The 22,311-nt window shown below is 63.9% G+C and carries 34 protein-coding genes; 31 read left to right on the forward strand and 3 right to left on the reverse strand.

Features of this window, described 5'->3' with window-relative positions; all coding sequences use genetic code 11:
• Window positions 1-38: 38 nt before the first annotated feature.
• The 28 genes from tuf (at window position 39) to rplQ (ending at window position 16,368) form a co-directional block, all read left to right on the forward strand.
• On the forward strand, window positions 39-1,229 hold the full coding sequence (tuf, locus tag GGD63_RS20820; RefSeq protein ID WP_183245046.1) for an elongation factor Tu: 1,191 nt from the start codon (window positions 39-41) through the stop codon (window positions 1,227-1,229).
• A gap of 81 nt (window positions 1,230-1,310) precedes the next feature.
• Window positions 1,311-1,619: a 30S ribosomal protein S10 gene (rpsJ, locus tag GGD63_RS20825; RefSeq protein ID WP_002712302.1), complete on the forward strand. Its 309-nt coding sequence runs from the start codon at window positions 1,311-1,313 to the stop codon at window positions 1,617-1,619.
• A 51-nt stretch (window positions 1,620-1,670) separates the two neighbouring features.
• The gene (gene rplC, locus GGD63_RS20830) at window positions 1,671-2,384 is read left to right on the forward strand and encodes a 50S ribosomal protein L3 (protein WP_025036993.1); all 714 of its coding nucleotides are present in this window, start codon (window positions 1,671-1,673) and stop codon (window positions 2,382-2,384) included.
• 1 nt (window position 2,385) lies between these two features.
• Entirely contained in the window at window positions 2,386-3,006 is a 621-nt protein-coding gene (gene rplD, locus GGD63_RS20835; RefSeq protein WP_018647243.1) for a 50S ribosomal protein L4, read from the forward strand.
• A complete protein-coding gene (locus GGD63_RS20840; protein ID WP_183245047.1) occupies window positions 3,003-3,305 on the forward strand; it encodes a 50S ribosomal protein L23 in 303 nt (100 codons plus the stop codon). Before rplD ends, GGD63_RS20840 begins: the two co-directional genes overlap by 4 nt.
• Before the next feature lie 12 nt (window positions 3,306-3,317).
• The gene (rplB, locus tag GGD63_RS20845) at window positions 3,318-4,151 is read left to right on the forward strand and encodes a 50S ribosomal protein L2 (RefSeq protein ID WP_183245048.1); all 834 of its coding nucleotides are present in this window, start codon (window positions 3,318-3,320) and stop codon (window positions 4,149-4,151) included.
• Window positions 4,152-4,163: 12 nt separating this feature from the next.
• Window positions 4,164-4,442, forward strand: coding sequence for a 30S ribosomal protein S19 (gene rpsS, locus GGD63_RS20850; protein ID WP_008136357.1), 279 nt, complete (start codon window positions 4,164-4,166; stop codon window positions 4,440-4,442).
• A gap of 10 nt (window positions 4,443-4,452) precedes the next feature.
• Window positions 4,453-4,839: a 50S ribosomal protein L22 gene (rplV, locus tag GGD63_RS20855; protein WP_183245049.1), complete on the forward strand. Its 387-nt coding sequence runs from the start codon at window positions 4,453-4,455 to the stop codon at window positions 4,837-4,839.
• 18 nt (window positions 4,840-4,857) lie between these two features.
• Entirely contained in the window at window positions 4,858-5,583 is a 726-nt protein-coding gene (rpsC, locus tag GGD63_RS20860; protein ID WP_018647246.1) for a 30S ribosomal protein S3, read from the forward strand.
• A 30-nt stretch (window positions 5,584-5,613) separates the two neighbouring features.
• Window positions 5,614-6,027, forward strand: a complete 414-nt coding sequence (gene rplP, locus GGD63_RS20865) for a 50S ribosomal protein L16 (RefSeq protein WP_008136349.1) — start codon at window positions 5,614-5,616, stop codon at window positions 6,025-6,027.
• A 5-nt stretch (window positions 6,028-6,032) separates the two neighbouring features.
• Window positions 6,033-6,239 carry a 50S ribosomal protein L29 gene (gene rpmC, locus GGD63_RS20870; protein ID WP_011088144.1) on the forward strand — a complete coding sequence of 69 codons (207 nt, stop codon included), beginning with the start codon at window positions 6,033-6,035 and terminating at the stop codon, window positions 6,237-6,239.
• Window positions 6,240-6,252: 13 nt separating this feature from the next.
• On the forward strand, window positions 6,253-6,501 hold the full coding sequence (gene rpsQ, locus GGD63_RS20875; RefSeq protein ID WP_183245050.1) for a 30S ribosomal protein S17: 249 nt from the start codon (window positions 6,253-6,255) through the stop codon (window positions 6,499-6,501).
• A gap of 84 nt (window positions 6,502-6,585) precedes the next feature.
• On the forward strand, window positions 6,586-6,954 hold the full coding sequence (gene rplN, locus GGD63_RS20880) for a 50S ribosomal protein L14 (protein WP_007603030.1): 369 nt from the start codon (window positions 6,586-6,588) through the stop codon (window positions 6,952-6,954).
• Window positions 6,954-7,268: a 50S ribosomal protein L24 gene (rplX, locus tag GGD63_RS20885; RefSeq protein ID WP_011088142.1), complete on the forward strand. Its 315-nt coding sequence runs from the start codon at window positions 6,954-6,956 to the stop codon at window positions 7,266-7,268. Before rplN ends, rplX begins: the two co-directional genes overlap by 1 nt.
• Window positions 7,261-7,818, forward strand: a complete 558-nt coding sequence (gene rplE / locus GGD63_RS20890; RefSeq protein ID WP_018647250.1) for a 50S ribosomal protein L5 — start codon at window positions 7,261-7,263, stop codon at window positions 7,816-7,818. Before rplX ends, rplE begins: the two co-directional genes overlap by 8 nt.
• A 46-nt stretch (window positions 7,819-7,864) precedes the next feature.
• Window positions 7,865-8,170 carry a 30S ribosomal protein S14 gene (gene rpsN, locus GGD63_RS20895; RefSeq protein WP_018647251.1) on the forward strand — a complete coding sequence of 102 codons (306 nt, stop codon included), beginning with the start codon at window positions 7,865-7,867 and terminating at the stop codon, window positions 8,168-8,170.
• Between the two features lie 14 nt (window positions 8,171-8,184).
• Window positions 8,185-8,583 (forward strand): 30S ribosomal protein S8, encoded by a 399-nt coding sequence (gene rpsH / locus GGD63_RS20900; protein WP_027554158.1) that lies wholly within the window; start codon window positions 8,185-8,187, stop codon window positions 8,581-8,583.
• A 16-nt stretch (window positions 8,584-8,599) separates the two neighbouring features.
• On the forward strand, window positions 8,600-9,133 hold the full coding sequence (gene rplF, locus GGD63_RS20905) for a 50S ribosomal protein L6 (RefSeq protein WP_183245051.1): 534 nt from the start codon (window positions 8,600-8,602) through the stop codon (window positions 9,131-9,133).
• Between the two features lie 11 nt (window positions 9,134-9,144).
• A complete protein-coding gene (gene rplR, locus GGD63_RS20910) occupies window positions 9,145-9,507 on the forward strand; it encodes a 50S ribosomal protein L18 (protein ID WP_007603036.1) in 363 nt (120 codons plus the stop codon).
• A gap of 47 nt (window positions 9,508-9,554) precedes the next feature.
• Entirely contained in the window at window positions 9,555-10,151 is a 597-nt protein-coding gene (gene rpsE / locus GGD63_RS20915; RefSeq protein WP_157329210.1) for a 30S ribosomal protein S5, read from the forward strand.
• Between the two features lie 25 nt (window positions 10,152-10,176).
• Window positions 10,177-10,371, forward strand: coding sequence for a 50S ribosomal protein L30 (gene rpmD / locus GGD63_RS20920; RefSeq protein WP_011088137.1), 195 nt, complete (start codon window positions 10,177-10,179; stop codon window positions 10,369-10,371).
• A gap of 76 nt (window positions 10,372-10,447) precedes the next feature.
• Window positions 10,448-10,933, forward strand: a complete 486-nt coding sequence (gene rplO, locus GGD63_RS20925; protein ID WP_018322273.1) for a 50S ribosomal protein L15 — start codon at window positions 10,448-10,450, stop codon at window positions 10,931-10,933.
• 150 nt (window positions 10,934-11,083) lie between these two features.
• Window positions 11,084-12,415, forward strand: coding sequence for a preprotein translocase subunit SecY (gene secY, locus GGD63_RS20930; RefSeq protein WP_028152980.1), 1,332 nt, complete (start codon window positions 11,084-11,086; stop codon window positions 12,413-12,415).
• A gap of 276 nt (window positions 12,416-12,691) precedes the next feature.
• Entirely contained in the window at window positions 12,692-13,546 is an 855-nt protein-coding gene (locus GGD63_RS20935) for an adenylate kinase (protein WP_183245052.1), read from the forward strand.
• Window positions 13,547-13,732: 186 nt separating this feature from the next.
• Entirely contained in the window at window positions 13,733-14,101 is a 369-nt protein-coding gene (rpsM, locus tag GGD63_RS20940; protein WP_018647258.1) for a 30S ribosomal protein S13, read from the forward strand.
• 122 nt (window positions 14,102-14,223) lie between these two features.
• Entirely contained in the window at window positions 14,224-14,613 is a 390-nt protein-coding gene (rpsK, locus tag GGD63_RS20945; protein WP_007603045.1) for a 30S ribosomal protein S11, read from the forward strand.
• Window positions 14,614-14,725: 112 nt separating this feature from the next.
• The gene (locus tag GGD63_RS20950; protein ID WP_035685709.1) at window positions 14,726-15,757 is read left to right on the forward strand and encodes a DNA-directed RNA polymerase subunit alpha; all 1,032 of its coding nucleotides are present in this window, start codon (window positions 14,726-14,728) and stop codon (window positions 15,755-15,757) included.
• A 194-nt stretch (window positions 15,758-15,951) separates the two neighbouring features.
• Window positions 15,952-16,368, forward strand: a complete 417-nt coding sequence (gene rplQ, locus GGD63_RS20955) for a 50S ribosomal protein L17 (RefSeq protein WP_025036979.1) — start codon at window positions 15,952-15,954, stop codon at window positions 16,366-16,368.
• 80 nt (window positions 16,369-16,448) lie between these two features.
• Here the strand turns inward: rplQ and GGD63_RS20960 are convergent, their stop codons facing one another.
• Window positions 16,449-17,426 (reverse strand): tripartite tricarboxylate transporter substrate binding protein, encoded by a 978-nt coding sequence (locus tag GGD63_RS20960; protein WP_183245053.1) that lies wholly within the window; start codon window positions 17,424-17,426, stop codon window positions 16,449-16,451.
• Window positions 17,427-17,618: 192 nt separating this feature from the next.
• Here GGD63_RS20960 and GGD63_RS20965 point away from each other — a divergent pair, with 192 nt between their 5' ends.
• Window positions 17,619-18,407: an SDR family NAD(P)-dependent oxidoreductase gene (locus tag GGD63_RS20965; RefSeq protein WP_183245054.1), complete on the forward strand. Its 789-nt coding sequence runs from the start codon at window positions 17,619-17,621 to the stop codon at window positions 18,405-18,407.
• Window positions 18,408-18,416: 9 nt separating this feature from the next.
• Window positions 18,417-18,713, forward strand: a complete 297-nt coding sequence (locus tag GGD63_RS20970; RefSeq protein WP_183245055.1) for a DUF1330 domain-containing protein — start codon at window positions 18,417-18,419, stop codon at window positions 18,711-18,713.
• Between the two features lie 170 nt (window positions 18,714-18,883).
• Here GGD63_RS20970 and GGD63_RS20975 read toward each other — a convergent pair whose 3' ends face one another.
• Window positions 18,884-19,897 (reverse strand): zinc-binding alcohol dehydrogenase family protein, encoded by a 1,014-nt coding sequence (locus GGD63_RS20975; RefSeq protein ID WP_183245056.1) that lies wholly within the window; start codon window positions 19,895-19,897, stop codon window positions 18,884-18,886.
• 133 nt (window positions 19,898-20,030) lie between these two features.
• On the opposite strand from GGD63_RS20975, the gene GGD63_RS20980 reads away from it, so the two are divergent.
• Complete coding sequence (locus GGD63_RS20980) at window positions 20,031-20,405, forward strand: helix-turn-helix domain-containing protein (protein WP_183245057.1); 375 nt, start codon at window positions 20,031-20,033, stop codon at window positions 20,403-20,405.
• Window positions 20,406-20,585: 180 nt separating this feature from the next.
• On the opposite strand, the gene GGD63_RS20985 is transcribed toward GGD63_RS20980, so the two are convergent.
• Window positions 20,586-22,199 carry an OprO/OprP family phosphate-selective porin gene (locus GGD63_RS20985; RefSeq protein WP_183245058.1) on the reverse strand — a complete coding sequence of 538 codons (1,614 nt, stop codon included), beginning with the start codon at window positions 22,197-22,199 and terminating at the stop codon, window positions 20,586-20,588.
• Between the last annotated feature and the right edge of the window lie 112 nt (window positions 22,200-22,311).

A 22,311-nucleotide genomic window follows, 5' to 3' on the forward strand; every position in this document is an offset into this window, starting at 1 on the left:
GTCGTCGGTCTCAAGCTGACGATTGAACGGAGAGTCAAATGGCCAAAGCAAAGTTTGAACGTAACAAGCCGCACTGCAACATCGGCACCATCGGTCATGTCGACCATGGCAAGACGTCGCTGACCGCGGCGATCACCAAGATCCTCGCCGAGACCGGCGGTGCGACGTTCACCGCGTACGACCAGATCGACAAGGCGCCGGAAGAGAAGGCTCGCGGCATCACCATCTCGACCGCGCACGTCGAGTACGAGACGAAGAACCGCCACTACGCCCACGTCGACTGCCCCGGCCACGCCGACTACGTGAAGAACATGATCACCGGCGCCGCCCAGATGGACGGTGCGATCCTGGTCGTGTCGGCCGCTGACGGCCCGATGCCGCAGACCCGCGAGCACATCCTGCTCGCCCGCCAGGTCGGCGTGCCCGCGCTCGTCGTGTTCCTCAACAAGTGCGACATGGTCGACGATCCGGAGCTCCTCGAGCTCGTCGAGCTCGAAGTCCGCGAACTGCTCTCCAAGTACGAATTCCCCGGCGACAAGATCCCGATCATCAAGGGTTCGGCGCTGGCCGCTCTCGAAGACTCCGACAAGAAGCTCGGCCACGACGCCATCCTCGAGCTGATGAAGAACGTCGACGAGTACATCCCGCAGCCGGAGCGTCCGATCGACCAGCCGTTCCTGATGCCGGTTGAAGACGTGTTCTCGATCTCGGGCCGCGGCACCGTCGTGACCGGCCGTGTCGAGCGCGGCGTCGTCAAGGTCGGCGAGGAAATCGAGATCGTCGGTCTCCGCGCCACCCAGAAGACCACCGTCACCGGCGTCGAAATGTTCCGCAAGCTGCTCGATCAGGGCCAGGCCGGCGACAACATCGGCGCTCTGCTCCGCGGCACCAAGCGCGAGGACGTCGAGCGCGGCCAGGTTCTGGCCAAGCCGGGCTCGGTCAAGCCGCACACCAAGTTCAAGGCTGAGGCCTACATCCTCACCAAGGAAGAGGGCGGCCGCCACACCCCGTTCTTCACCAACTACCGTCCGCAGTTCTACTTCCGCACCACCGACGTGACCGGTGTCGTGCATCTGCCGGAAGGCACCGAGATGGTGATGCCGGGCGACAACATCGCGATGGAAGTGCACCTGATCGTGCCGATCGCGATGGAAGAGAAGCTCCGCTTCGCGATCCGCGAAGGCGGCCGCACCGTCGGCGCCGGCGTCGTCGCCTCGATCATCGAGTAATTACGAGAAAAGGGACGGCGAGTAGCGAATGGCAGCATTCGCTATTCGCTATTCGCCACCCACTGAAGAGAGACCACGGCAATGAACGGCCAAAACATTCGTATCCGTCTCAAGGCGTTCGACCATCGTATCCTCGATACGTCGACCCGTGAGATCGTGAACACGGCGAAGCGCACCGGCGCGCAGGTCCGCGGACCCATTCCGCTGCCCACCCGCATCGAGAAGTTCACCGTCAACCGTTCGCCCCACGTCGACAAGAAGAGCCGCGAACAGTTCGAGATGCGCACTCACAAGCGCCTGCTCGACATCGTCGATCCGACCCCGCAGACCGTCGATGCTTTGATGAAGCTCGACTTGGCCGCCGGTGTCGACGTCGAGATCAAGCTCTAAGATTTTGGATCCCGTTCGCGAAAGCGGACAAAGAGAACAGGAAGCAAGCCGATGCGCTCCGGAGTGATCGCACAAAAGGTCGGGATGACGCGGGTCTTCACGGAGGCCGGCGAACATATCCCCGTGACCGTGCTGAAGCTCGGCAATTGCCAGGTCGTAGGCCACCGCACCGAAGAGAAGAACGGTTACGTCGCGCTCCAGCTCGGTTCTGGCAGCCGCAAGACCGTTTACATGCCCAAGGCCGAGCGCGGCCAGTTCGCGGTCGCCAAGGTCGAGCCGAAGCGGCGGGTCGAGGAATTCCGCGTCACCGCGGACGCCATGATCCCGGTCGGCGCCGAGATCCAGGCCGATCACTTCGTCGTCGGCCAGTTCGTCGACGTCACCGGCACCTCGGTCGGTAAGGGCTTCGCGGGCGGTATGAAGCGCTGGAACTTCGGCGGTTTGCGCGCCACGCACGGTGTGTCGATCTCGCACCGCTCGATCGGTTCGACCGGTGGTCGTCAGGACCCCGGCAAGACCTGGAAGAACAAGAAGATGCCCGGCCACATGGGTGTCGATCGCATCACCACGCTCAACCTTCGCGTCGTCCAGACCGATGTCGAGCGCGGCCTGATCCTCGTCGAAGGCGCCGTTCCCGGCTCCAAGGGCGGCTGGATCCGCGTGCGCGACGCCGTCAAGAAGCCGCTACCGAAGGAAGCTCCGAAGCCCGGCAAGTTCAAGGTTGCTGGCGACGCGGAAGCCGCTCCGGCTGCGCAGGAGGCGTGAGATGGAATTGAAGGTCACCACCCTCGAAGGTAAGGAAGCGGGCTCCGTCCAGCTGTCCGACGCCATTTTCGGTCTCGAGCCGCGCGAGGACATCATCGCGCGCTGCGTGCAGTGGCAGCTCAACAAGCGCCAGGCCGGCACGCACAAGGCCAAGGGCCGCGCCGAGATCTGGCGCACCGGCAAGAAGATGTACAAGCAGAAGGGCACCGGCGGTGCTCGTCACGGCTCGGCCCGCGTGCCGCAGTTCCGTGGCGGTGGCCGTGCCTTCGGTCCGGTGGTGCGTTCGCACGCCACCGACCTGCCGAAGAAGGTCCGCGCGCTCGCTCTGAAGCATGCGCTCTCGGCCAAGGCCAAGGACGGTGATCTCGTCGTGATCGAGAAGGCTGCGCTGGAAGCCGCCAAGACCAAGGCGCTGCTCGGTCACTTCTCGGGCCTCGGCCTCACCAACGCGCTGATCATCGACGGTGCCGAGCTCAACAACGGCTTCGCCGCTGCGGCCCGCAACATCCCGAACATGGACGTGCTGCCGATCCAGGGCATCAACGTCTATGACATCCTGCGCCGTCAGAAGCTCGTTCTGACCAAGGCCGCCATCGATGCGCTGGAGGCGCGCTTCAAATGACGAAGAACATCGAGCCTCGCCACTACGACGTGATTCTGTCGCCGGTCGTGACCGAAAAGGCGACGATCGCCTCGGAGCACAACAAGGTGTTGTTCAAGGTGGCCGCGAAGGCGACCAAGCCGCAGATCAAGGAAGCGATCGAGAAGCTGTTCGACGTCAAGGTCAAGAGCGTCAACACGCTGGTCCGCAAGGGCAAGGTCAAGGCCTTCCGCGGTAATCTCGGCTCGCAGTCGAACAGCAAGCGCGCGATCGTGACCCTCGAAGAGGGCCACCGGATCGACGTCACCACCGGTCTGTAAGGTCGTACGACGATGGCACTGAAGACATTCAATCCCACGACGCCGGGCCAGCGCCAGCTGGTGATGGTCGATCGTTCGGCCCTCTACAAGGGCAAGCCGCTGAAGGCGCTCACCGAGGGCAAGAAGTCCTCGGGCGGCCGCAACAACACCGGCCGCATCACCGTGCGCTTCCGCGGCGGCGGTCACAAGCAGACGCTGCGCACCGTCGACTTCAAGCGTGAGAAGGTCGACGTTCCCGCGACCGTCGAGCGGCTGGAATACGATCCGAACCGCACCGGCTTCATCGCACTGATCAAGTATCAGGACGGCGAGCAGGCCTACATCCTGGCGCCGCAGCGCCTGGCCGAGGGCGACACCATCATCGCCGGCAACTATGTCGACGTGAAGCCGGGCAACGTGATGCCGCTCGGCAACATGCCGGTCGGCACGATCATCCACAACATCGAGGTCAAGATCGGGAAGGGCGGCCAGCTCGCCCGTTCTGCCGGCACCTACGCCCAGCTCGTCGGCCGCGACCAGGACTACGTGATCATCCGCCTGAACTCGGGCGAGCAGCGCCTGGTGCACGGCCGTTGCCGCGGCACGATCGGCGCGGTGTCGAACCCGGATCACATGAACACCTCGATCGGCAAGGCCGGTCGCAAGCGTTGGATGGGCCGTCGCCCGCACAACCGCGGTGTCGCGATGAACCCGATCGACCATCCGCACGGCGGTGGTGAAGGTCGGACCTCGGGCGGTCGCCACCCGGTCACCCCGTGGGGCAAGCCGACCAAGGGCAAGAAGACCCGCACCAACAAGTCGACCAACAAATTCATTCTCCTAAGCCGCCACAAGCGGAAGAAGTAAGGAACGCCGGACATGGTTCGTTCAGTCTGGAAAGGCCCGTTCGTCGAGGGTTCTCTGCTCAAGAAGGCAGATGCCGCGCGCGCGTCCGGCCGTCACGACGTCATCAAGATCTGGAGCCGTCGCTCGACGATCCTGCCGCAGTTCGTCGGCCTGACCTTCGGCGTCTACAACGGTCAGAAGCACGTGCCGGTGGCGGTCAACGAGGAAATGGTCGGTCACAAGTTCGGCGAGTTCTCGCCGACCCGGACCTTCCATGGCCACTCCGGCGACAAGAAAGCCAAGAAGGCTTGAGGATTAAACGATGAGCAAACCTAAGCGCGAACGGTGCCTCGCCGACAACGAGGCCAAGGCGGTCGCCCGGATGCTGCGGGTGAGCCCGCAGAAGCTCAACCTGGTCGCCCAGCTCATTCGCGGCCGGAAGGCTTCCGCCGCGCTCGCCGACCTGCAGTTCTCGCGCAAGCGGATCGCGGTCGACGTGAAGAAGTGCCTGGAATCGGCGATCGCCAACGCCGAGAACAACCACGACCTCGACGTCGACGATCTCGTCGTGGCGCAGGCCTTCGTCGGCAATGGCCTCGTGATGAAGCGCTTCGCCGCCCGCGGCCGTGGCCGTTCGGGCCGTGTCTACAAACCATTTTCGCAGCTGACGATCATCGTTCGTCAGGTCGAAGCCGAAGCAGCGGCTTAAGGGACGCAGGAGAACACGATGGGTCAAAAGATCAATCCGATCGGTCTGCGTCTCGGCATCAACCGGACCTGGGATTCCCGCTGGTTCGCCGGCAAGCAGGAATACGGCAAGCTGCTGCACGAGGACGTCAAGATCCGCGAGATCCTGCACAAGGAGCTGAAGCAGGCGGCCGTCGCCCGCATCGTGATCGAGCGTCCGCACAAGAAGTGCCGCGTCACCATCCACTCGGCTCGTCCGGGCGTGGTGATCGGCAAGAAGGGCGCCGACATCGACAAGCTGCGCAAGCGCGTTGCGGACATCACCTCGTCCGACGTCGTCATCAACATCGTCGAGATCCGCAAGCCGGAGCTCGATGCGACGCTGGTGGCCGAGTCGATCGCGCAGCAGCTCGAGCGCCGCGTGGCGTTCCGCCGAGCCATGAAGCGCGCCGTGCAGTCGGCGATGCGTCTCGGCGCGGAAGGCATCCGCATCAACTGCTCGGGTCGTCTGGGCGGTGCGGAAATCGCGCGCATGGAGTGGTACCGCGAAGGTCGCGTGCCGCTGCACACGCTGCGCGCCGACATCGACTACGGCGTTGCGACCGCGTTCACGACCTTCGGCACCTGCGGCGTCAAGGTCTGGATCTTCAAGGGCGAGATCCTCGAGCACGATCCGATGGCCCAGGACAAGAGAATGGCCGAAGGCGAGACGGGCGGTAGTGGTGATCGTGGTGGCCGTCAGCGCCGCGATACGGCTGCAGCCTGAGCCAGCACAGGAATTTGAGGGCTTAAAGCCATGATGCAACCAAAGAAAACGAAGTTCCGGAAGGCGCATAAGGGCCGCATCCACGGCGTTGCGTCTTCGGGCGCGACGTTGGCATTCGGCCAGTTCGGCCTGAAGGCGACCGAGCCTGAGCGCGTCACCGCGCGCCAGATCGAGGCCGCCCGCCGCGCGCTGACCCGTCACATGAAGCGCGCCGGCCGCGTCTGGATCCGCGTGTTCCCCGACGTCCCGGTGTCGAAGAAGCCGGCCGAAGTCCGCATGGGCTCCGGCAAGGGTTCGCCGGAACTGTGGGTGGCGCGCGTCAAGCCGGGCCGGGTGTTGTTCGAGATCGACGGCGTCAACACCCAGACGGCGCGTGAAGCGCTGACGCTCGCAGCCGCCAAGCTGCCGATCAAGACGCGCTTCGTCGAGCGCATTGCGGAGTAATGGCCATGGCCCAGATGAAGATCGAAGACATCCGCGCGATGAGCCCCGATCAGCAGGATGACGCCATCCTGAACCTGAAGAAGGAGCGCTTCAACCTGCGCTTCCAGCGCGCCACCGGGCAGCTCGAGAACACCTCGCGCCTGCGCGAGGCCCGCCGTGACATCGCCCGGATCAAGACCGTCGCCGCGCAGACGCGCGCGAAGAAGAAGTAAGAGGCTTACGAAGATGCCGAAACGTACTTTGCAGGGCGTGGTCGTCAGCGACAAGCAGGCCAAGACCATCGTGGTGCGCGTCGATCGCCGCTTCACGCACCCGATCTACAAGAAGACGATCCGCCGTTCGAAGAACTATCACGCGCACGACGAGAGCAACCAGTTCAAGCCGGGCGACGTGGTGTGGATCGAGGAATCGAAGCCGATTTCGAAGTTGAAGCGCTGGGTCGTGGTCCGGGGCGAACACAAGAAAAGCGCCTGATCTGTTGGCTTTAGCCGGCTGACTTCAGGGAAATGTTGAGCGCCGGCTGGGCTGGCGCAAAGAGAAAGAGGACGAGGTGCATCAATGATTCAGATGCAGACCAACCTCGACGTGGCCGACAATTCTGGCGCACGCCGTGTCATGTGTATCAAGGTGCTCGGGGGCTCCAAGCGCCGCTACGCCACGATCGGCGACATCATCGTCGTCTCGATCAAGGAAGCGATTCCGCGTGGCAAGGTGAAGAAGGGCGACGTGATGAAGGCCGTCGTGGTGCGCGTCCGCAAGGACATCCGCCGCGCCGACGGTTCGGTCATCCGCTTCGACCGCAACGCCGCCGTTCTGATCAACAACCAGTCCGAGCCGGTCGGCACCCGTATCTTCGGGCCCGTGCCGCGCGAGCTGCGCGCCAAGAACCACATGAAGATCATTTCGCTCGCGCCGGAGGTGCTGTGATGGCTGCGAAGATCCGCAAGGGCGACAAGGTCGTCGTGCTGACCGGTCGCGACAAGGGCCGCACCGGCGAGGTGTTCGAGGTTCGGCCCGACGCCGGCACGGCGCTGGTGCGCGGCATCAACATGGTCAAGCGTCACCAGAAGCAGACGCAGGCCCAGGAGGGCGGCATCATCTCGAAGGAGGCGCCGATCCAACTGTCCAACATCGCGTATGTCGGCAAGGACGGAAAGCCGACCCGCGTCGGATTCAAGATTCTGGCGGACGGCAAGAAGGTCCGCATCGCCAAGAGCTCGGGAGCTGAGATCGATGGCTGAGGCCGCTTACACGCCGCGCCTGCGCGCGGAATATGACGCGAAGATCCGCACGGCTCTGACCGAGAAGTTCGGTTATGAGAACGTCATGCAGGTTCCGCGCCTGGACAAGGTCGTGCTGAACATGGGCGTCGGCGATTCCGTCAACGACCGCAAGAAGGCCGAGACCGCCGCTGCCGAACTGACCCAGATCGCCGGCCAGAAGGCGATCGTGACCTATTCGCGTATCGCGATTGCGACCTTCAAGCTGCGTGAGAACCAGCCGATCGGCTGCAAGGTCACGCTGCGCAAGGCCCGCATGTACGAGTTCATCGATCGCCTGGTGACGGTCGCGCTGCCGCGCGTCCGTGACTTCCGCGGCCTGAACCCGAAGAGCTTTGACGGCCGCGGCAACTACTCGCTCGGCATCAAGGAGCACATCATTTTCCCCGAGATCGACTTCGACAAGGTCACGGAAGCCCGCGGTATGGACATCACCGTCTGCACCACGGCCAAGACCGACGAAGAGGCGAGGGCCTTGTTGACCGCTTTCAATTTCCCGTTCCGGCAGTGAGACGCTGACCTAAAGCCTCTCAAACGCGGATACCCAGGAGCCAAGCATGGCAAAGAAGAGTTCAGTCGAGAAGAACAACCGGCGCAAGCGGATGGTGAAGAACGCCGCCGCCAAGCGCGAGCGGTTGAAGGCGATCATCGCCGACAAGAAGCTGCCGATGGAGGAGCGTTTCGCTGCGACGTTGAAGCTGGCCGAAATGCCGCGCAACTCGTCGGCGACCCGCATCCGTCTGCGTTGCGAGCTGTCGGGCCGCCCGCGCTCGAACTATCGCAAGAACAAGCTGTCCCGTATCGCGCTGCGCGACCTTGGCTCCAAGGGCATGGTCCCGGGCCTCGTGAAGTCCAGCTGGTAAGGAGGGTCGTTTAGATGTCTACGCACGATCCAATCAGCGATCTGATCACCCGTATCCGCAACGCGCAGATGCGCTCCAAGACCAAGGTCTCCACGCCTGGCTCGAAGATGCGCGAGAACGTGCTCGAGGTCCTCAAGACCGAAGGCTACATCCGCGGTTACGCCACGCTCGAGCATTCCTCGGGCCGCAGCGAGATCGAGATCGAGCTGAAGTATTTTGACGGCGAGCCCGTCATCCGCGAGATCGAACGTGTCTCCAAGCCCGGGCGTCGCGTTTACGCCTCGGTGAAGAACCTGCCGCGGGTGAACAACGGACTCGGCATTTCGGTGTTGTCGACGCCGAAGGGGATCATGGCCGACCACAGCGCGCGCGACGCGAATGTGGGCGGTGAAGTCCTCTTCACGGTGTTCTGAGAAGGATTTTTCATCCATGTCACGAGTTGGCAAAAGGCCTGTGGCGGTTCCGTCGGGTGTGACCGCGACCGTCGATGGGCAGACCGTCAAGATGAAGGGGCCGAAGGGCCAGCTTCAGTTCGTCGTCCATGACGACGTCGAGGTGAAGCTCGAGAGCGGCCAGGTCAAGGTCAAGCCGCGGGCCGACACCAATCGCGCGCGGGCGCTGTACGGCACCGCTCGCGCCCAGGTCGCGAATCTGGTCGAAGGCGTCACCAAGGGCTTCGAGAAGAAGCTCGAGATCACCGGCGTCGGTTACCGCGCCGCGATGCAGGGCAAGAACCTGCAGCTCGCGCTCGGCTACAGCCACGACGTGATCTATCCGATCCCGGAAGGGATCACCATCGCCGTGCCGAAGCCGACCGAGATCACGGTGTCGGGCAGCGATATCCAGCGCGTCGGCCAGGTCGCCGCCGAGATCCGCGCCTATCGCCCGCCGGAGCCCTACAAGGGCAAGGGCGTGAAGTATGTTGGCGAATTCATCTTCCGCAAGGAAGGCAAGAAGAAGTAACGGAGCCGGTCATGTCCAAAGCCAAGGTTACGAATGCCCGGCGCAAGCGGAGTGTGCGGCTGAAGCTGCGCCGCTCTGGTGGTGGTCGTCCGCGTCTGTCGGTGTTCCGCTCGTCCAAGCACATCTACGCCCAGGTCATCGACGACCTGAAGGGCGAGACGCTGGCCTCTGCCTCCTCGCTCGAGAAGTCGATGCGCGACGGCGGCAAGACCGGCGCCGACATCGATGCGGCGAAGGCGGTCGGCAAGCTGCTGGCCGAGCGCGCCGCCGAGAAGGGCGTCAAGGAAGTCGTGTTCGATCGCGGCAGCTACCTCTATCACGGGCGCGTCAAGGCTCTGGCCGACGCGGCGCGTGAGAGCGGGCTGAGCTTCTAACGGAATTTGAGGATTGAGGCGTAAGCCTCTGAAGGATTGGAAAAACCATGGCAGCTGAACGCGAACAACGTGGTGGACGCGATCAACGCGGCGGCGGACGCGAACGCAAGGAGCGCGAGGAGCGCGACAGCGAGTTCGTCGACAAGCTCGTCCACATCAACCGCGTGGCGAAGGTCGTCAAGGGCGGCAAGCGCTTCGGTTTCGCAGCGCTGGTCGTGATCGGCGACCAGAAGGGCCGCGCCGGCTTCGGCCACGGCAAGGCGCGCGAAGTGCCTGAGGCGATCCGCAAGGCAACCGAGTCCGCCAAGCGCAACCTGACCCGCGTGTCGCTGCGCGAGGGCCGCACGCTCCATCACGACATCGCCGGCCGTCATGGCGCGGGCCGTGTCTACCTGCGTGCAGCTCCGGCCGGTACCGGCATCATCGCCGGCGGCCCGATGCGCGCCGTGTTCGAGACGCTCGGCGTCCAGGACGTGGTGGCGAAGTCGATCGGCTCGTCGAACCCGTACAACATGGTGCGCGCGACCTTCGATGCGCTGAAGCACCAGGATTCGCCGCGTTCGGTCGCAGCCCGCCGCAACATCAAGGTGTCCACCCTCCAGTCCCGCCGTATCGGCGGCGATGCCGAGGCGGCTGCCGACTAACGGAAGCTTTTCGGAGTAGACTCCCATGGCCAAGGCCGCAAAGACGATCAAGCTCGAGCAGACCGGCAGCGCGATCCGCCGCCATCACTCGCAGCGCTCGACGCTGATCGGGCTCAAGCTCAACAAGATCGGCCGCACCAGCGAACTGCCGGATACTCCGGCGGTTCGTGGCATGATCGAGAAGGTTCACCATCTCGTCCGCATCGTCGACGAGAAGTAAGAAGCGGCGCGCGATCACGGAAAGCGGGCTACCTGTTTCCGGTGAAGATCGTGCGCAAGACACAAGGAGAAGGGCGATGAAGCTCAGCGATATCGCCGACAACGCCGGCTCGCGCAAGAAGCGTATGCGCGTCGGCCGCGGCATCGGTTCGGGCAAGGGCAAGCAGTCCGGCCGCGGTGGCAAGGGCCAGACCGCGCGCTCGGGCGTGCGCATCAAGGGTTTCGAAGGCGGCCAGATGCCGATGCATCGCCGTCTGCCCAAGCGCGGCTTCAACAACATCTTCCGCGTCGAGTTCGCCGAGATCAATCTCGACCGGCTCCAGGAAGCGGTCGATGCCAAGAAGATCGACGCCGGCAGCGTCGTGAACGTCGAGGCCCTGGTGAAGGGCGGCGTGCTGCGCCGCGCCAAGGCCGGTCTGCGGCTGCTCGGCCGCGGCGAGCTCAAGTCCAAGCTCAACATCGAAGTGCATGGCGCCACCAAGACCGCAATCGCGGCGGTCGAGAAGGCCGGCGGCTCGGTGAAGATCCTCGCCCCTGCCAAGGAAGAAGGCGAGGCGGCGTAACAACTGCGTCATTGGCCCGCGGCTCGCGGGCCTTTACGCATGCGGGACGTGGACTTATCGAAGCCGAGCCCCAGATAATGTCCGGCGTCCGCTAGATAGTAGCCCGGCCGCGGGCATGACGGCGCAACAGGCGGCGGGAGAAAGTCCAAGATGGCCTCAGCAGCGGAACAACTGGCAGCCAATCTCAATTTCGGTGCGTTTGCCAAGGCTGACGAACTGAAGAAGCGCATCTGGTTCACCCTGGGTGCGTTGCTGGTTTATCGGCTCGGGACCTACATCCCGCTCCCCGGCATCGATCCCAACATCTGGGAGCAGGTGTTCCGCTCCCAGGCGGGCGGCATTCTCGGCATGTTCAACATGTTCGCCGGCGGCGGCATCCACCGCATGGCGATCTTTGCGCTGAACATCATGCCGTACATCTCGGCCTCGATCATCATCCAGCTCCTCACCACCGTCTCGCCGCAACTCGAGGCGCTGAAGAAGGAAGGCGAGTCGGGCCGCAAGCTGCTGAACCAGTACACCCGTTATCTCACCGTGATCCTGGCCGCATTCCAGTCTTACGGCATTGCGGTAGGTCTCGAGGGCGCCGGCAACGTCGTCAGCGACCCCGGCATGTTCTTCCGCCTGTCCACCGCGATCACGCTGACCGGCGGCACCATGTTCCTGATGTGGCTGGGCGAGCAGATCACCTCCCGCGGCATCGGCAACGGTATCTCGCTCATCATTCTCGCCGGCATCGTCGCCGAGCTGCCCGCGGCGCTCGCCAACATGCTCGAGCTCGGCCGTCAGGGCGCGATGTCGACCGGCCTGATCCTGGTCGTCATCATCATGGCGGTCGCCGTGATCGCATTCATCGTGTTCATGGAGCGCGCCCAGCGCCGGCTGCTGATCCAGTATCCGAAGCGCCAGGTCGGCAACAAGATGTTCGAGGGCCAGTCCTCGCATCTGCCGCTCAAGCTCAACACCTCGGGCGTGATCCCGCCGATCTTCGCGTCCTCGCTGCTCTTGCTGCCGACCACGGTTGCGAATTTCAACGCCGGCAGTGGGCCGGAATGGTTCCAGTGGATCACCACCCAGCTCGGCCACGGTCGTCCGCTGTTCCTGATCATGTATCTGGCGCTGATCGTGTTCTTCGCCTTCTTCTACACCGCGATCGTGTTCAACCCGACCGAGACCGCGGACAATCTGAAGAAGCATGGCGGCTTCATTCCGGGCATCCGCCCCGGCGAGCGCACCGCCGAGTATATCGATTACGTGCTGTCGCGCATCACCGTGTTGGGTGCGATCTATCTCGCGATCGTCTGCTTGATCCCGGAGATCCTGATCTCCTACGCCTCGGTGCCGTTCTACTTCGGCGGCACGTCGCTGCTGATCGTGGTCAGCGTCACCATGGACACGGTGGCGCAGGTGCAGGGCTATCTGCTGGCCCATCAGTACGAAGGCCTGATCCGCAAGTCGAAGCTGCGCGGTCGTCGCCGCTAGCCGCGGCGTCGCCTGAAGGCGGCGCGACCGCGCCGCCGATTCGCTGCGCGAGCAACGCGCGGTGTCGCTGAAGGCAGCCAGCTGTGCCATTCGGCGCATCGGCAAAGCTGCTCCAACCGCGATGCAATCACTGATTTCAAAGGCCTTCTTGGCGTCCGGGCAATCGCTCCCCTATGATATGGGTAGCGGTGCACGGCCGATTGTGGTTTGCACTGTTCTTGATCTTCAAACACAGGTGCGCGACGTATCGCTCACCAATCCGGGGGGCGTACGCCGATGAGAATTATACTTCTGGGACCGCCGGGGTCGGGCAAGGGGACCCAGGCGCAGCTCTTGGTGCAGCGCTATGGCATCGTCCAGCTCTCGACCGGCGAGATGCTGCGCGCGGCCGTTGCGGCGGGGACGCCGGTCGGGCTGAAGGCCAAGGAAGTCATGGCCGGCGGCGGGCTCGTGCCCGATGAGGTCGTGGTCGGAATCATCTCCGACCGGATCGACCAGCCGGACGCCAAGAACGGTTTCATCCTCGACGGTTTCCCGCGCACCGTGCCGCAGGCCGAGGCGCTGGATGAGCTGCTGAGGCACAAGCATCTCAAGCTCGATGCGGTGATCGAGCTCCGCGTCAACGAGAGTGCGCTTCTGAGCCGGGTCGAGACTCGCGTCGCCCAGATGCGTGAGCGCGGGGAGGAGGTCCGGCTCGACGACACCCCGGAGGTCCTGACCAAGCGCCTGGCCAGCTACCGTAGCCAGACGGAACCCCTGATTCACTACTATTCCGAGCGGCGGAAGCTCTCCACCATCGACGGCATGATGGCCATCGACGAGGTCACCCGTGCCATCCATCGCCAGCTCCTGGCGCTCGGCGCGGTGGAACCCAAGACCCACGCCCGCAGCGCGGCCAAGTCGGCCCCGGCCAAGAAGGCCGAGGCGGCCAAAAAGCCGGCAAAGGCAGCCAAAAAGGCCGCTAAATCGGCCAAAACCCCCAAAAAGGCGGCCAAGAAGGCCGTGAAAGGGACCAAGAAGGCGGCGAAGAAAACGGTCAAAAAGACCGCCAAGAAAACCGTCAAGAAGACCGTCAAAAAAGGTTCGAAGAAGGGACCAAAAAAGGTCACGAAAAAGCGAGCCAAGCGCTAGCAGCGGTTGACGAAAGCCCCTGGAATCCCCTAATAAGCCCCGCATCCAAGTCGGATAGTTTCAGACGATGCCGGGCCCCAGGAAGACCGGGGGTGGGCGTCGTGTTCGCGTTTGTGAACACCTGCCCGAGAAAGCAAGCACTTAAGCCCGATTCCTGACGAGGGATCGGCAACAGGAGAGAAGGCCGTGGCCCGTATTGCCGGCGTGAACATTCCCACCAACAAGCGCGTTCTGATCGCGCTCCAGTACATCCATGGCATCGGCCCGAAGATCGCCGGTGACATCATCGAGAAGGTGAAGATCCCCGAGGATCGTCGCGTCAATCAGCTCAGCGACGCCGAAGTTCTCCAGATCCGCGAAGTGATCGACCGCGACTATCTCGTCGAGGGCGACCTGCGTCGTGAGGTTGGCATCAACATCAAGCGTTTGATGGACCTCGGCTGCTATCGCGGCCTGCGTCATCGTCGCGGTCTGCCGGTGCGCGGTCAGCGGACCCACACCAATGCGCGTACGCGCAAGGGTCCGGCCAAGGCCATCGCCGGCAAGAAGAAGTAAGTTTTCGGATTCCATCGCGGCGTGTGGCGAAAGGGGATGACCCGTTCGCCACGCGCTTTTCGTTCCACAGGTGTAGCCGCTGGCATTACGGCGGCGTTTGAGATCTTCAGGAAAGGGACTCAATGGGCAAGGAAGCCACCCGCGTTCGCCGCCGTGAGCGCAAGAATATCGCCTCAGGCGTTGCGCACGTGAACTCGTCGTTCAACAACACGACCATCACCATCACCGACGCGCAGGGCAACACGATTGCCTGGTCTTCCGCCGGCACGATGGGCTTCAAGGGTTCGCGCAAGTCGACCCCGTACGCCGCGCAGGTTGCCGCCGAGGACGTGTCGAAGAAGGCGCAGGAGCATGGCATGCGCACGCTGGAAGTCGAGGTCGCCGGTCCCGGTTCGGGCCGCGAGTCGGCGCTCCGCGCGCTCCAGGCCGCGGGCTTCACCGTCACCTCGATTCGCGACGTGACCACGATCCCGCACAACGGTTGCCGTCCCCGCAAGCGTCGGCGCGTTTGATACGACATTGCGGGCGCATCGGCGCCCGCGATGATTTTTCTAAGAAGCCGCGGGTGCAACCTGCGGCCTTTCTCCAACGCCGGTGTCTGCAACGGCAGTTCGACTGGCCTGTATGGGTGAAACAGTGACGATCCAGAAAAATTGGCAAGAACTGATTCGGCCGAACAAGCTCCAGGTCACGCCCGGCAGCGATCCGGCCCGTTTCGCGACCATCGTCGCCGAGCCGCTCGAGCGCGGCTTCGGCCAGACCCTCGGCAACGCGCTGCGCCGCATCCTGCTCTCCTCGCTCCAGGGCGCGGCGGTGCAGTCGGTGCACATCGACGGCGTGCTGCACGAGTTCTCCTCGATCGCGGGCGTCCGTGAGGACGTCACCGACATCGTGCTGAACATCAAGGACATCTCGATCAAGATGCAGGGCGAAGGCCCCAAGCGCATGGTCGTGAAGAAGCAGGGCCCGGGCGTCGTTACCGCCGGCGACATCCAGACCGTCGGCGACGTCACCGTGCTCAATCCGGACCTGCAGATCTGCACGCTCGACGAGGGCGCCGAGATCCGCATGGAGTTCACGGTCTCCACCGGCAAGGGCTACGTGCCCGCCGAGCGCAACCGTCCCGAGGACGCGCCGATCGGCCTGATCCCGGTCGACAGCCTGTACTCGCCGGTCCGCAAGGTCTCCTACAAGGTCGAGAACACCCGCGAGGGCCAGATCCTCGACTACGACAAGCTGACCATGACGATCGAGACCAACGGCGCGATCTCGCCGGATGACTCGGTGGCCTATGCCGCCCGCATCCTGCAGGACCAGCTCAACGTGTTCGTCAACTTCGAGGAGCCGCGCAAGGAAGTCGCCCAGGAGATCATCCCGGACCTCGCCTTCAACCCGGCCTTCCTCAAGAAGGTGGACGAGCTCGAGCTGTCGGTGCGTTCGGCCAACTGCTTGAAGAACGACAACATCGTCTACATCGGCGACCTCGTGCAGAAGTCGGAAGCCGAAATGCTTCGTACTCCGAACTTCGGCCGCAAGTCGCTGAACGAGATCAAGGAAGTGCTGGCCCAGATGGGTCTGCACCTCGGCATGGAAGTGCCGGGCTGGCCGCCGGAGAACATCGACGAGCTCGCCAAGCGCTTCGAGGATCACTACTAAGCATTTCGTCGTTCCAGGGCGATGCGACGGGACCGCGTAAAGCGCGGCCCGGGAGCATCGAACCCGGAACCTCGAGATTCCGGGTTCGGCTCTGCGAGCCGCCCCGGAATGACGGCATGGGCGAACGCAGGCAGCCCACCTGAGCAACATGTCCGACGAACCGTCGCGGCAGTTTTAACGTAAGGACTACACACATGCGTCACGGCAAGGTTCATCGGAAGCTCAACCGCACGGCCGAACACCGCAAGGCGATGTTCGCCAACATGGCGGCCGCGCTGATCAAGCACGAGCAGATCGTCACCACGCTGCCGAAGGCCAAGGAGCTCCGCCCGATCGTCGAGAAGCTCGTCACCCTCGGCAAGAAGGGCGGCCTGTCGTTGCGCCGCCAGGCGATCTCGGAGCTGCGCGACGTCGACATGGTCAAGAAGCTCTTCGATACGCTCGCGACCCGCTACAAGGACCGCCAGGGCGGTTACACCCGCATCATCAAGGCCGGCTTCCGCTACGGCGACAACGCCGCGATGGCCGTGATCGAGTTCGTCGATCGCGACGTCGACGCCAAGGGCCAGGACTCCGGCCCGGTGCAGGAGAAGGAAGCCGAGGCGGCGTAAGCTGTTTCTGCGGATATGGATTGAAAACGGCGCCCTCGGGCGCCGTTTTTTTGTTTCTGGAATGGTGCGGATCCGCGAGGCTATTCTTCCTTGATCCCGGCCTTTTGCGCGATGTCCTTCATTTCAGCGGTCTCCTTGCCGATCGCTCCCGCCCAATCGCTGTAGCGCGTGAAGCCCGGCTCGAAGCCGACCTTGGTGAAGCGCTCGGCCACAGAGGGATTGTTGATCGCCTCCTCCAGGGTCGCCGACAGCTTGTCGTGAACGGCCGGCGGCAAGCCCTTGGGCGTGACCACGGCGCCCCATGACGCGAAGTCGATATTGCCATAGCCGAGTTCGGCGAGCGTCGGCACGTCCGGCAGGAACGGCGTGCGCTTGCCCGAGAACACCGCGAGCACCTTGACGGTGCCGGCCTCGATCTGCGGCTTCACGGCGATCACGGTGTCGACGTGGTACTGGATGTGCTTGCCGATCAGGTCGTTCATCGCCGGCGCGCTGCCCTTGTAGGGCAGGTGGACCATCTTGATCCCGGCGGCCGACTTGAACAGCTCGCCGGCAAAATGCGAGACGGTTGCGACGCCAAAGGACGCGAGCGACAGCTTGTCGGGATTGGCCTTCGCCTCGGCGACCAGCGCAGTCACGTCCTTGACCGGGTTGTCCTTGTAGGTGACCAGCGCCAGCGTGATCTTGCCGACCTGGCCGAGCGGCTCGAAATCCTTGGCGGCATCGTAAGGTACGCTTTCCTTCACGGCCGCCGGCAGCGTGAAGCTCGAGTTCGAGCTGAAGAACAGGGTGTATCCGTCAGGCGCCGAGCGCGCGACCTCCTTGGCCGCGATCGTGGTGCCGCCGCCGGGACGGTTCATGATGATCACGGGCTTGCCAAGCCGTGTCTCCAACTCGCTGCCGATGATGCGCGCAACCACGTCGGAGGCGCCACCGGGCGGAAAGGGGACGATCAATTGCAACGACTTTTCCGGATAGACCGCCTGAGCCGGTGCGGGCGCATTGCCAGCAATCAAACCGACCGCCCCGAGCACAACCGTCAAAGCCGTTCTTTTCATCGCGTCGTTCTTCCGTTTCTACGAGAGCAAGAGAATCCCGGACAGCCAAGCAACAATCGTTCCAGCTGCGGTGCGGGCCGTGCCCACGTTGTCGCAGGATAGGTGCGGGGCGCCTCACTGATTGGTGAGTGCCGATTGCGGCCGGGTCCGCCGCGTCCGATATCCCCACCATCGACCTGATGGAGATAATACATGAACATCGATCTTTCCGGAAAGACTGCCCTCGTGACCGGCTCGACCGCCGGCATCGGCCATGCCATCGCCAAAGGCCTCGCCGCCTCGGGCGCGAGCGTCGTGATCAACGGGCGCAGCCAGGACAAGGTCGATGCGGCCGTGCGCAAGCTGGAAGGGACGGGCGCCAAGGTCCGAGGCATCGCCGCCGACGTCTCCACCGCTGCGGGCTGCAAAGCGCTGGTGGCGGCTCTGCCCGAGGTCGACATCCTCATCAACAATGCCGGCATCTTCGAGCCGAAGGATTTTTTCGACATCCCCGACGAAGACTGGAGCCGCTTCTTCGAGGTCAACGTGATGAGCGGCGTGCGGCTGTCGCGGGCCTACATGAAGGGCATGCTCAAGCGCAACTGGGGCCGCATCGTCTTCATCTCCTCGGAGTCCGGGCTGAACATTCCCGTCGAGATGATCCACTACGGCATGAGCAAGACGGCGCAGCTCTCGGTCGCGCGCGGTTTGGCGCAGCTCACCCGCGGCACCGGCGTCACTGTCAATTCCGTGTTGCCGGGCCCCACCATGTCCGAAGGCGTCGAGACCTTCGTGAAGGATCTCGCGAAACAAAACGGACAATCGGTGGATGAAGCCGCCGCCAATTTCGTCAGGCAGCATCGCCCGAGCTCGCTGATCCAGCGTTTCGCCAGTGTCGACGAGATCGCGAACATGGTTGTTTACGTCGCGTCGAAGCAGGCGTCCGCCACCAACGGTGCGGCGCTGCGCGCGGAAGGCGGCATCGTCAATACGATCGCGTAAGAGCCGCCTATGACCGCTTATGTGATTTCCGAAGTCGAGATGCGCGACCTCGAGGGATTTGAAGCCTATCGTGCACTCGCCGCGAAGACGATCGCGCAGTTTGGCGGGCGCTATCTCGTTCGTGGCGGCAAGGCCGAACTGGCGGAGGGCAACCTTCCGCCGAAGGCCATCGTCATCGTTGAATTCCCGTCGATGGCGAGGCTGAAGGAATGGTACGCCTCGCCGGAATATGCCGAGGCGTTGAAGCTGCGGCGGACAGCGCTGGAGCGGCGCCTGATATTTGTTGAGGGCGTGGTGCCAGCGTAGGGCGCCGAAACTGTAGGGTGGGTTAGCTCTGCAGAGGCGCGAAGCGCATCTGCAGAGCGTAACCCACCACTGTTCGAAGCCGCGGAGACAGAAGAGGTGGGTTACGCCGTGCGACCTGCGCTTCGCGCAGTCGCAGGGCTAACCCACCCTACGCACCGAGGTCGCGGCTGCTACCACCCCTCCAGCACGATCTTGCCGCGCGACTTGCCGCTCTCCAGGAGCGCATGCGCGCGCTTGAGATTCGCAGCACTGATCGTGCCAAAGGTCTGGTCGAGCGTCGTGCGTAACACGCCCTTGTCAATGAGATCAGCGACATCGTTGAGCAGATGATGTTGCGCGATCATGTCAGGGGTCTGGAACGAGGAGCGCGTGAACATCGATTCCCAGTGCACCGAGATCGCCTTGCCCTTGAACGTGCTCATGGCGAATTCCGGGGGATCGTCGATCAGGCCGAACCTGCCCTGCGGAGCCATGAACTCCGCGATCGCCTTGTAGTGCTGATCGGTGAAGGTGAGGCTCGCCACCAGCGCGACCGGCGGCAGCTTCAATTTCTCGATCTGCTCCTTCATCGGCTTGCCGTGGTCGATCACGGCATGCGCACCGAGATCGAGGCACCATTTCTGCGATTCCGGCCGCGTCGCGGTGGCGAGCACCGTGAGCCTGGTGAGGCGACGCGCGAGCTGGATCAGGATCGAGCCGACGCCGCCGGCGCCGCCCGTGATAAGCAGCGTGCGCGGATCGACGCTCTTGCCGGGCACCGCGCCGAGCCGGTCGAACAGCAATTCCCACGCGGTGATGGAGGTGAGGGGAAGGGCGGCTGCCTGCGCGAACGAGAGCGACTTCGGCTTGTTGCCGACGATGCGCTCGTCGACCAGATGGAATTCGGCGTTGGTGCCCTGGCGCAGGATCGAGCCGGCGTAGAACACCTCGTCGCCCGGCTTGAACAGCGTGACGTCGGGCCCGACGGCATCGACTACGCCGGCTGCGTCATAGCCGAGAATCTTGGTCTCGCCCTCGGGCGGGGCGGCGCGCTTGCGCACCTTGTAGTCGACCGGGTTGGCCGAGATCGCCTTCACGGCGACGCGGATGTCGCGTCCCCCGGGCTCGGGCCTTGCGGTCTCGAAATCGATCAGTGACTCCGCATCCTCGATCGGAAGCGATTTCTTGTAGCCGACGGCCTTCATGGCGTGTCTCCATCAGATGGCGCGATAGCGTTGACGTGCGCCTGGCCTGCTAACTGTCCCGCTGGCGTCCATTTGGCAAGTACTGTAAATTCGGGGATATAGTCCCTGTTTGGATACTATTGGGAAAACACGCATGAAACGGCGCAATTTTGCCCGTCGTCCCGGCTGCTCGGTCGAGGCGACGCTGGACCTGATCGACGGCAAGTGGAAGGGCGTGATCCTCTATCACCTGCAGAGCGGAACTCAGCGCTTCGGCGAATTGCGCCGCCGCATGCCCGGCATCACCCAGCGCATGCTCACGAAACAGCTGCGCGCGCTGGAGGAGGACAAGCTCGTCATCCGCAAGGTCTATGCGGAAGTGCCGCCGCGGGTGGAGTATTGCCTCTCCGAGCTCGGCGAGAGCCTCAAGCCTGTCATCGACATCCTCAAGGCCTGGGGCGAGAGCCATCAGCAGCGGCTGTCCTGCGCGCCGCCGCCGGTGGTCGTGAGGAAGAAGCGCGCGGCGTGATGAGGCGAGGTGGGCGGTGCAGGCCCTTACCTCTCCCCGACGGGGAGAGGTCGAATTGCGCTTGGCGATGCGCAGCATCGTCCAGAGCAATTCGGGTGAGGGGACGCGGCATCCTCGATAGAGCCTAACCCCTCACCCGCGCCTTCGGCGCGACCTCTCCCAATGGGAGAGGTGTAGGGTCTAGAACGCGAACTGCGTGCGCATTGCGATGGCGTCGTACTTCGAGCCGACGTCGGCGGTCGAGACCGGCGAGGCCTGCTTCGACACTGTGCCGTGCAGGTAGTCGAGCATGAACCGGACGTTGCCGTTGACGTACCAGTTGAGCGCGAGCGTGTAGACGGTCTGACGGCCGCCGGCGATGCCATTGGCGGTCGCGAGCTGGTTGTTGAGGTCAATCGTCGAGAAGCGTCCCGCGATTTCCCACGCGCCCCAGCCGCCGCCATCGAGCGAGAATGGATGCGCCGGCTTGACGCCGCCATAGGCCGCGCTCGCCGCGTTGTAGGATCGGCCTTCGCCGGTCAGCACGTAGCCGGCCTGGGCATAGCCGCCCTGGAATTTCAGGCTCGGTGCACCGACCAGCGGCACGCTGGTGTTGGCGTTGCGGTCGATGTTGTACCAGAAGTATTCGCCCTGGACGATGAACGGGCCGTAGGTCGCGGCCGCCTCGACGCTGTAGACCTGCGCGCCCGAGACGTTGGGGATCGCGCCGGTGGAGATCAAGGCGGTCGGATCGATGCGCAATTCCGGACGGTCGCTGAGCGTCAGCGTCTGCGTGTTGGCGATGAGATTGCGCGGCGGCTGGATCAGCCACTCTGCGTCGGCGCCGATATGCACCGAGTAGTCCTTGCCGCTGATCGGGTTGCCGGCAATGCGCGCCACGGCGCCGTATTGCTCGCTCGTACCGGCCGGGGCCGCGCTCGATGCCGAGTGGATCGCGCCAGTTGCAGGTCCCGTGACGTAACCGCCGATCCAGAGCTGGTCGTTGTACCAGCGCGTACCGACGGCGGAGCGGAAGTCGCCCGCAGCGATGTTGGTGGCGACGATGCCGGCCGAGGCACGCTCCATGAACAGGGTGTCGTTGGAGCTCGTGGCCTCGTCCATGGTGTAGGGCAGGTCCATGACGCCGGCCTCGACCGCCATCTTTCCGCCGAATGGCTTCAGGCCGGTATAGCTGAGATAGGCGTTCTCGATGCCGGATACGGCGCCGCCCGGGAGGGACCCCGGTGCCGCGCCGCCAAATCCGTCGGAGGAGCCGCCGAAATCGTAGATCAGCGCGAAATTCCAGTCATTGAGGAATTTGCCGGCGACGCCGATGCGCGCGCGGCGGACGTTCTCGCCGCTGTCCAGTTTCTGCGGCACGGTGGCCGCGGTGTTGGGACGATAATCATAACCGCCGATATCGTAGTGCACGCGACTGGTGATGGCGACGCAGTTGGCCTGGTCGGCCGTGCAGATGGTCGGCCGGTTGTTCGGCATCGTCACCACGACGCCGGACGCAGGCGCCGGGCCCTTGACGGGGATTGCCGCATTGGCGTTGGCGACCACCGCCTTGGCTTCCGAACGCGCTTCGGCCTTGGCCTCCGCCTTGGCTTCGGCCCTGGCCTTCGCCGTTGCCGCCGTGTTCGCGGCGGTCTGACTCTGAAGCTTGTCGAGCTTCTGCTCGAGCAACTTCAACTGCTGCTTCAGGAGCGCGATCTCCTGCTCGCTGCTGCTTGCCGATTGGGCTTGGGCCTGCGAGGCCGCCAGCGCGCCGGCGAAACCAATCGCCGTGGCTGCAAGTCTTGTTCTGCTCACGTTACGCCTCCATCGTTTGACTGATTTCCCCAAGTCACTTTCCAAGTCGCGAACGGAGAGCCTAGGTGTGATCGATGACTGCCCCGCGACGCTGCGCTCGGTTGCGTGGGTT

The sequence above is a fragment of the Bradyrhizobium sp. cir1 genome (assembly GCF_014198245.1).
Classification (GTDB): Bacteria; Pseudomonadota; Alphaproteobacteria; order Rhizobiales; family Xanthobacteraceae; genus Bradyrhizobium.

What these genes read in the sequence shown, in the direction of transcription:
- rplP (WP_008136349.1), top strand. Translation starts at nt 5,614, where the DNA reads ATGATGCAACCAAAGAAAACGAAGTTCCGGAAGGCGCATAAGGGCCGC.
- rpsK (WP_007603045.1), top strand. Translation starts at nt 14,224, where the DNA reads ATGGGCAAGGAAGCCACCCGCGTTCGCCGCCGTGAGCGCAAGAATATC.
- rpsC (WP_018647246.1), top strand. Translation starts at nt 4,858, where the DNA reads ATGGGTCAAAAGATCAATCCGATCGGTCTGCGTCTCGGCATCAACCGG.
- GGD63_RS20980 (WP_183245057.1), top strand. Translation starts at nt 20,031, where the DNA reads ATGAAACGGCGCAATTTTGCCCGTCGTCCCGGCTGCTCGGTCGAGGCG.
- GGD63_RS20950 (WP_035685709.1), top strand. Translation starts at nt 14,726, where the DNA reads ATGGGTGAAACAGTGACGATCCAGAAAAATTGGCAAGAACTGATTCGG.
- rplO (WP_018322273.1), top strand. Translation starts at nt 10,448, where the DNA reads ATGAAGCTCAGCGATATCGCCGACAACGCCGGCTCGCGCAAGAAGCGT.
- rplV (WP_183245049.1), top strand. Translation starts at nt 4,453, where the DNA reads ATGAGCAAACCTAAGCGCGAACGGTGCCTCGCCGACAACGAGGCCAAG.
- rplC (WP_025036993.1), top strand. Translation starts at nt 1,671, where the DNA reads ATGCGCTCCGGAGTGATCGCACAAAAGGTCGGGATGACGCGGGTCTTC.
- rplQ (WP_025036979.1), top strand. Translation starts at nt 15,952, where the DNA reads ATGCGTCACGGCAAGGTTCATCGGAAGCTCAACCGCACGGCCGAACAC.
- rpsJ (WP_002712302.1), top strand. Translation starts at nt 1,311, where the DNA reads ATGAACGGCCAAAACATTCGTATCCGTCTCAAGGCGTTCGACCATCGT.
- rpsE (WP_157329210.1), top strand. Translation starts at nt 9,555, where the DNA reads ATGGCAGCTGAACGCGAACAACGTGGTGGACGCGATCAACGCGGCGGC.
- GGD63_RS20840 (WP_183245047.1), top strand. Translation starts at nt 3,003, where the DNA reads ATGACGAAGAACATCGAGCCTCGCCACTACGACGTGATTCTGTCGCCG.
- rplB (WP_183245048.1), top strand. Translation starts at nt 3,318, where the DNA reads ATGGCACTGAAGACATTCAATCCCACGACGCCGGGCCAGCGCCAGCTG.
- GGD63_RS20935 (WP_183245052.1), top strand. Translation starts at nt 12,692, where the DNA reads ATGAGAATTATACTTCTGGGACCGCCGGGGTCGGGCAAGGGGACCCAG.
- secY (WP_028152980.1), top strand. Translation starts at nt 11,084, where the DNA reads ATGGCCTCAGCAGCGGAACAACTGGCAGCCAATCTCAATTTCGGTGCG.
- rpsQ (WP_183245050.1), top strand. Translation starts at nt 6,253, where the DNA reads ATGCCGAAACGTACTTTGCAGGGCGTGGTCGTCAGCGACAAGCAGGCC.
- rplN (WP_007603030.1), top strand. Translation starts at nt 6,586, where the DNA reads ATGATTCAGATGCAGACCAACCTCGACGTGGCCGACAATTCTGGCGCA.
- rplF (WP_183245051.1), top strand. Translation starts at nt 8,600, where the DNA reads ATGTCACGAGTTGGCAAAAGGCCTGTGGCGGTTCCGTCGGGTGTGACC.
- rplE (WP_018647250.1), top strand. Translation starts at nt 7,261, where the DNA reads ATGGCTGAGGCCGCTTACACGCCGCGCCTGCGCGCGGAATATGACGCG.
- rplR (WP_007603036.1), top strand. Translation starts at nt 9,145, where the DNA reads ATGTCCAAAGCCAAGGTTACGAATGCCCGGCGCAAGCGGAGTGTGCGG.
- rpmC (WP_011088144.1), top strand. Translation starts at nt 6,033, where the DNA reads ATGGCCCAGATGAAGATCGAAGACATCCGCGCGATGAGCCCCGATCAG.
- rpsH (WP_027554158.1), top strand. Translation starts at nt 8,185, where the DNA reads ATGTCTACGCACGATCCAATCAGCGATCTGATCACCCGTATCCGCAAC.
- rpsS (WP_008136357.1), top strand. Translation starts at nt 4,164, where the DNA reads ATGGTTCGTTCAGTCTGGAAAGGCCCGTTCGTCGAGGGTTCTCTGCTC.
- rpmD (WP_011088137.1), top strand. Translation starts at nt 10,177, where the DNA reads ATGGCCAAGGCCGCAAAGACGATCAAGCTCGAGCAGACCGGCAGCGCG.
- rpsN (WP_018647251.1), top strand. Translation starts at nt 7,865, where the DNA reads ATGGCAAAGAAGAGTTCAGTCGAGAAGAACAACCGGCGCAAGCGGATG.
- GGD63_RS20960 (WP_183245053.1), bottom strand. Translation starts at nt 17,426, where the DNA reads ATGAAAAGAACGGCTTTGACGGTTGTGCTCGGGGCGGTCGGTTTGATT.
- GGD63_RS20970 (WP_183245055.1), top strand. Translation starts at nt 18,417, where the DNA reads ATGACCGCTTATGTGATTTCCGAAGTCGAGATGCGCGACCTCGAGGGA.
- rplX (WP_011088142.1), top strand. Translation starts at nt 6,954, where the DNA reads ATGGCTGCGAAGATCCGCAAGGGCGACAAGGTCGTCGTGCTGACCGGT.
- GGD63_RS20975 (WP_183245056.1), bottom strand. Translation starts at nt 19,897, where the DNA reads ATGAAGGCCGTCGGCTACAAGAAATCGCTTCCGATCGAGGATGCGGAG.
- GGD63_RS20965 (WP_183245054.1), top strand. Translation starts at nt 17,619, where the DNA reads ATGAACATCGATCTTTCCGGAAAGACTGCCCTCGTGACCGGCTCGACC.
- rplD (WP_018647243.1), top strand. Translation starts at nt 2,386, where the DNA reads ATGGAATTGAAGGTCACCACCCTCGAAGGTAAGGAAGCGGGCTCCGTC.
- tuf (WP_183245046.1), top strand. Translation starts at nt 39, where the DNA reads ATGGCCAAAGCAAAGTTTGAACGTAACAAGCCGCACTGCAACATCGGC.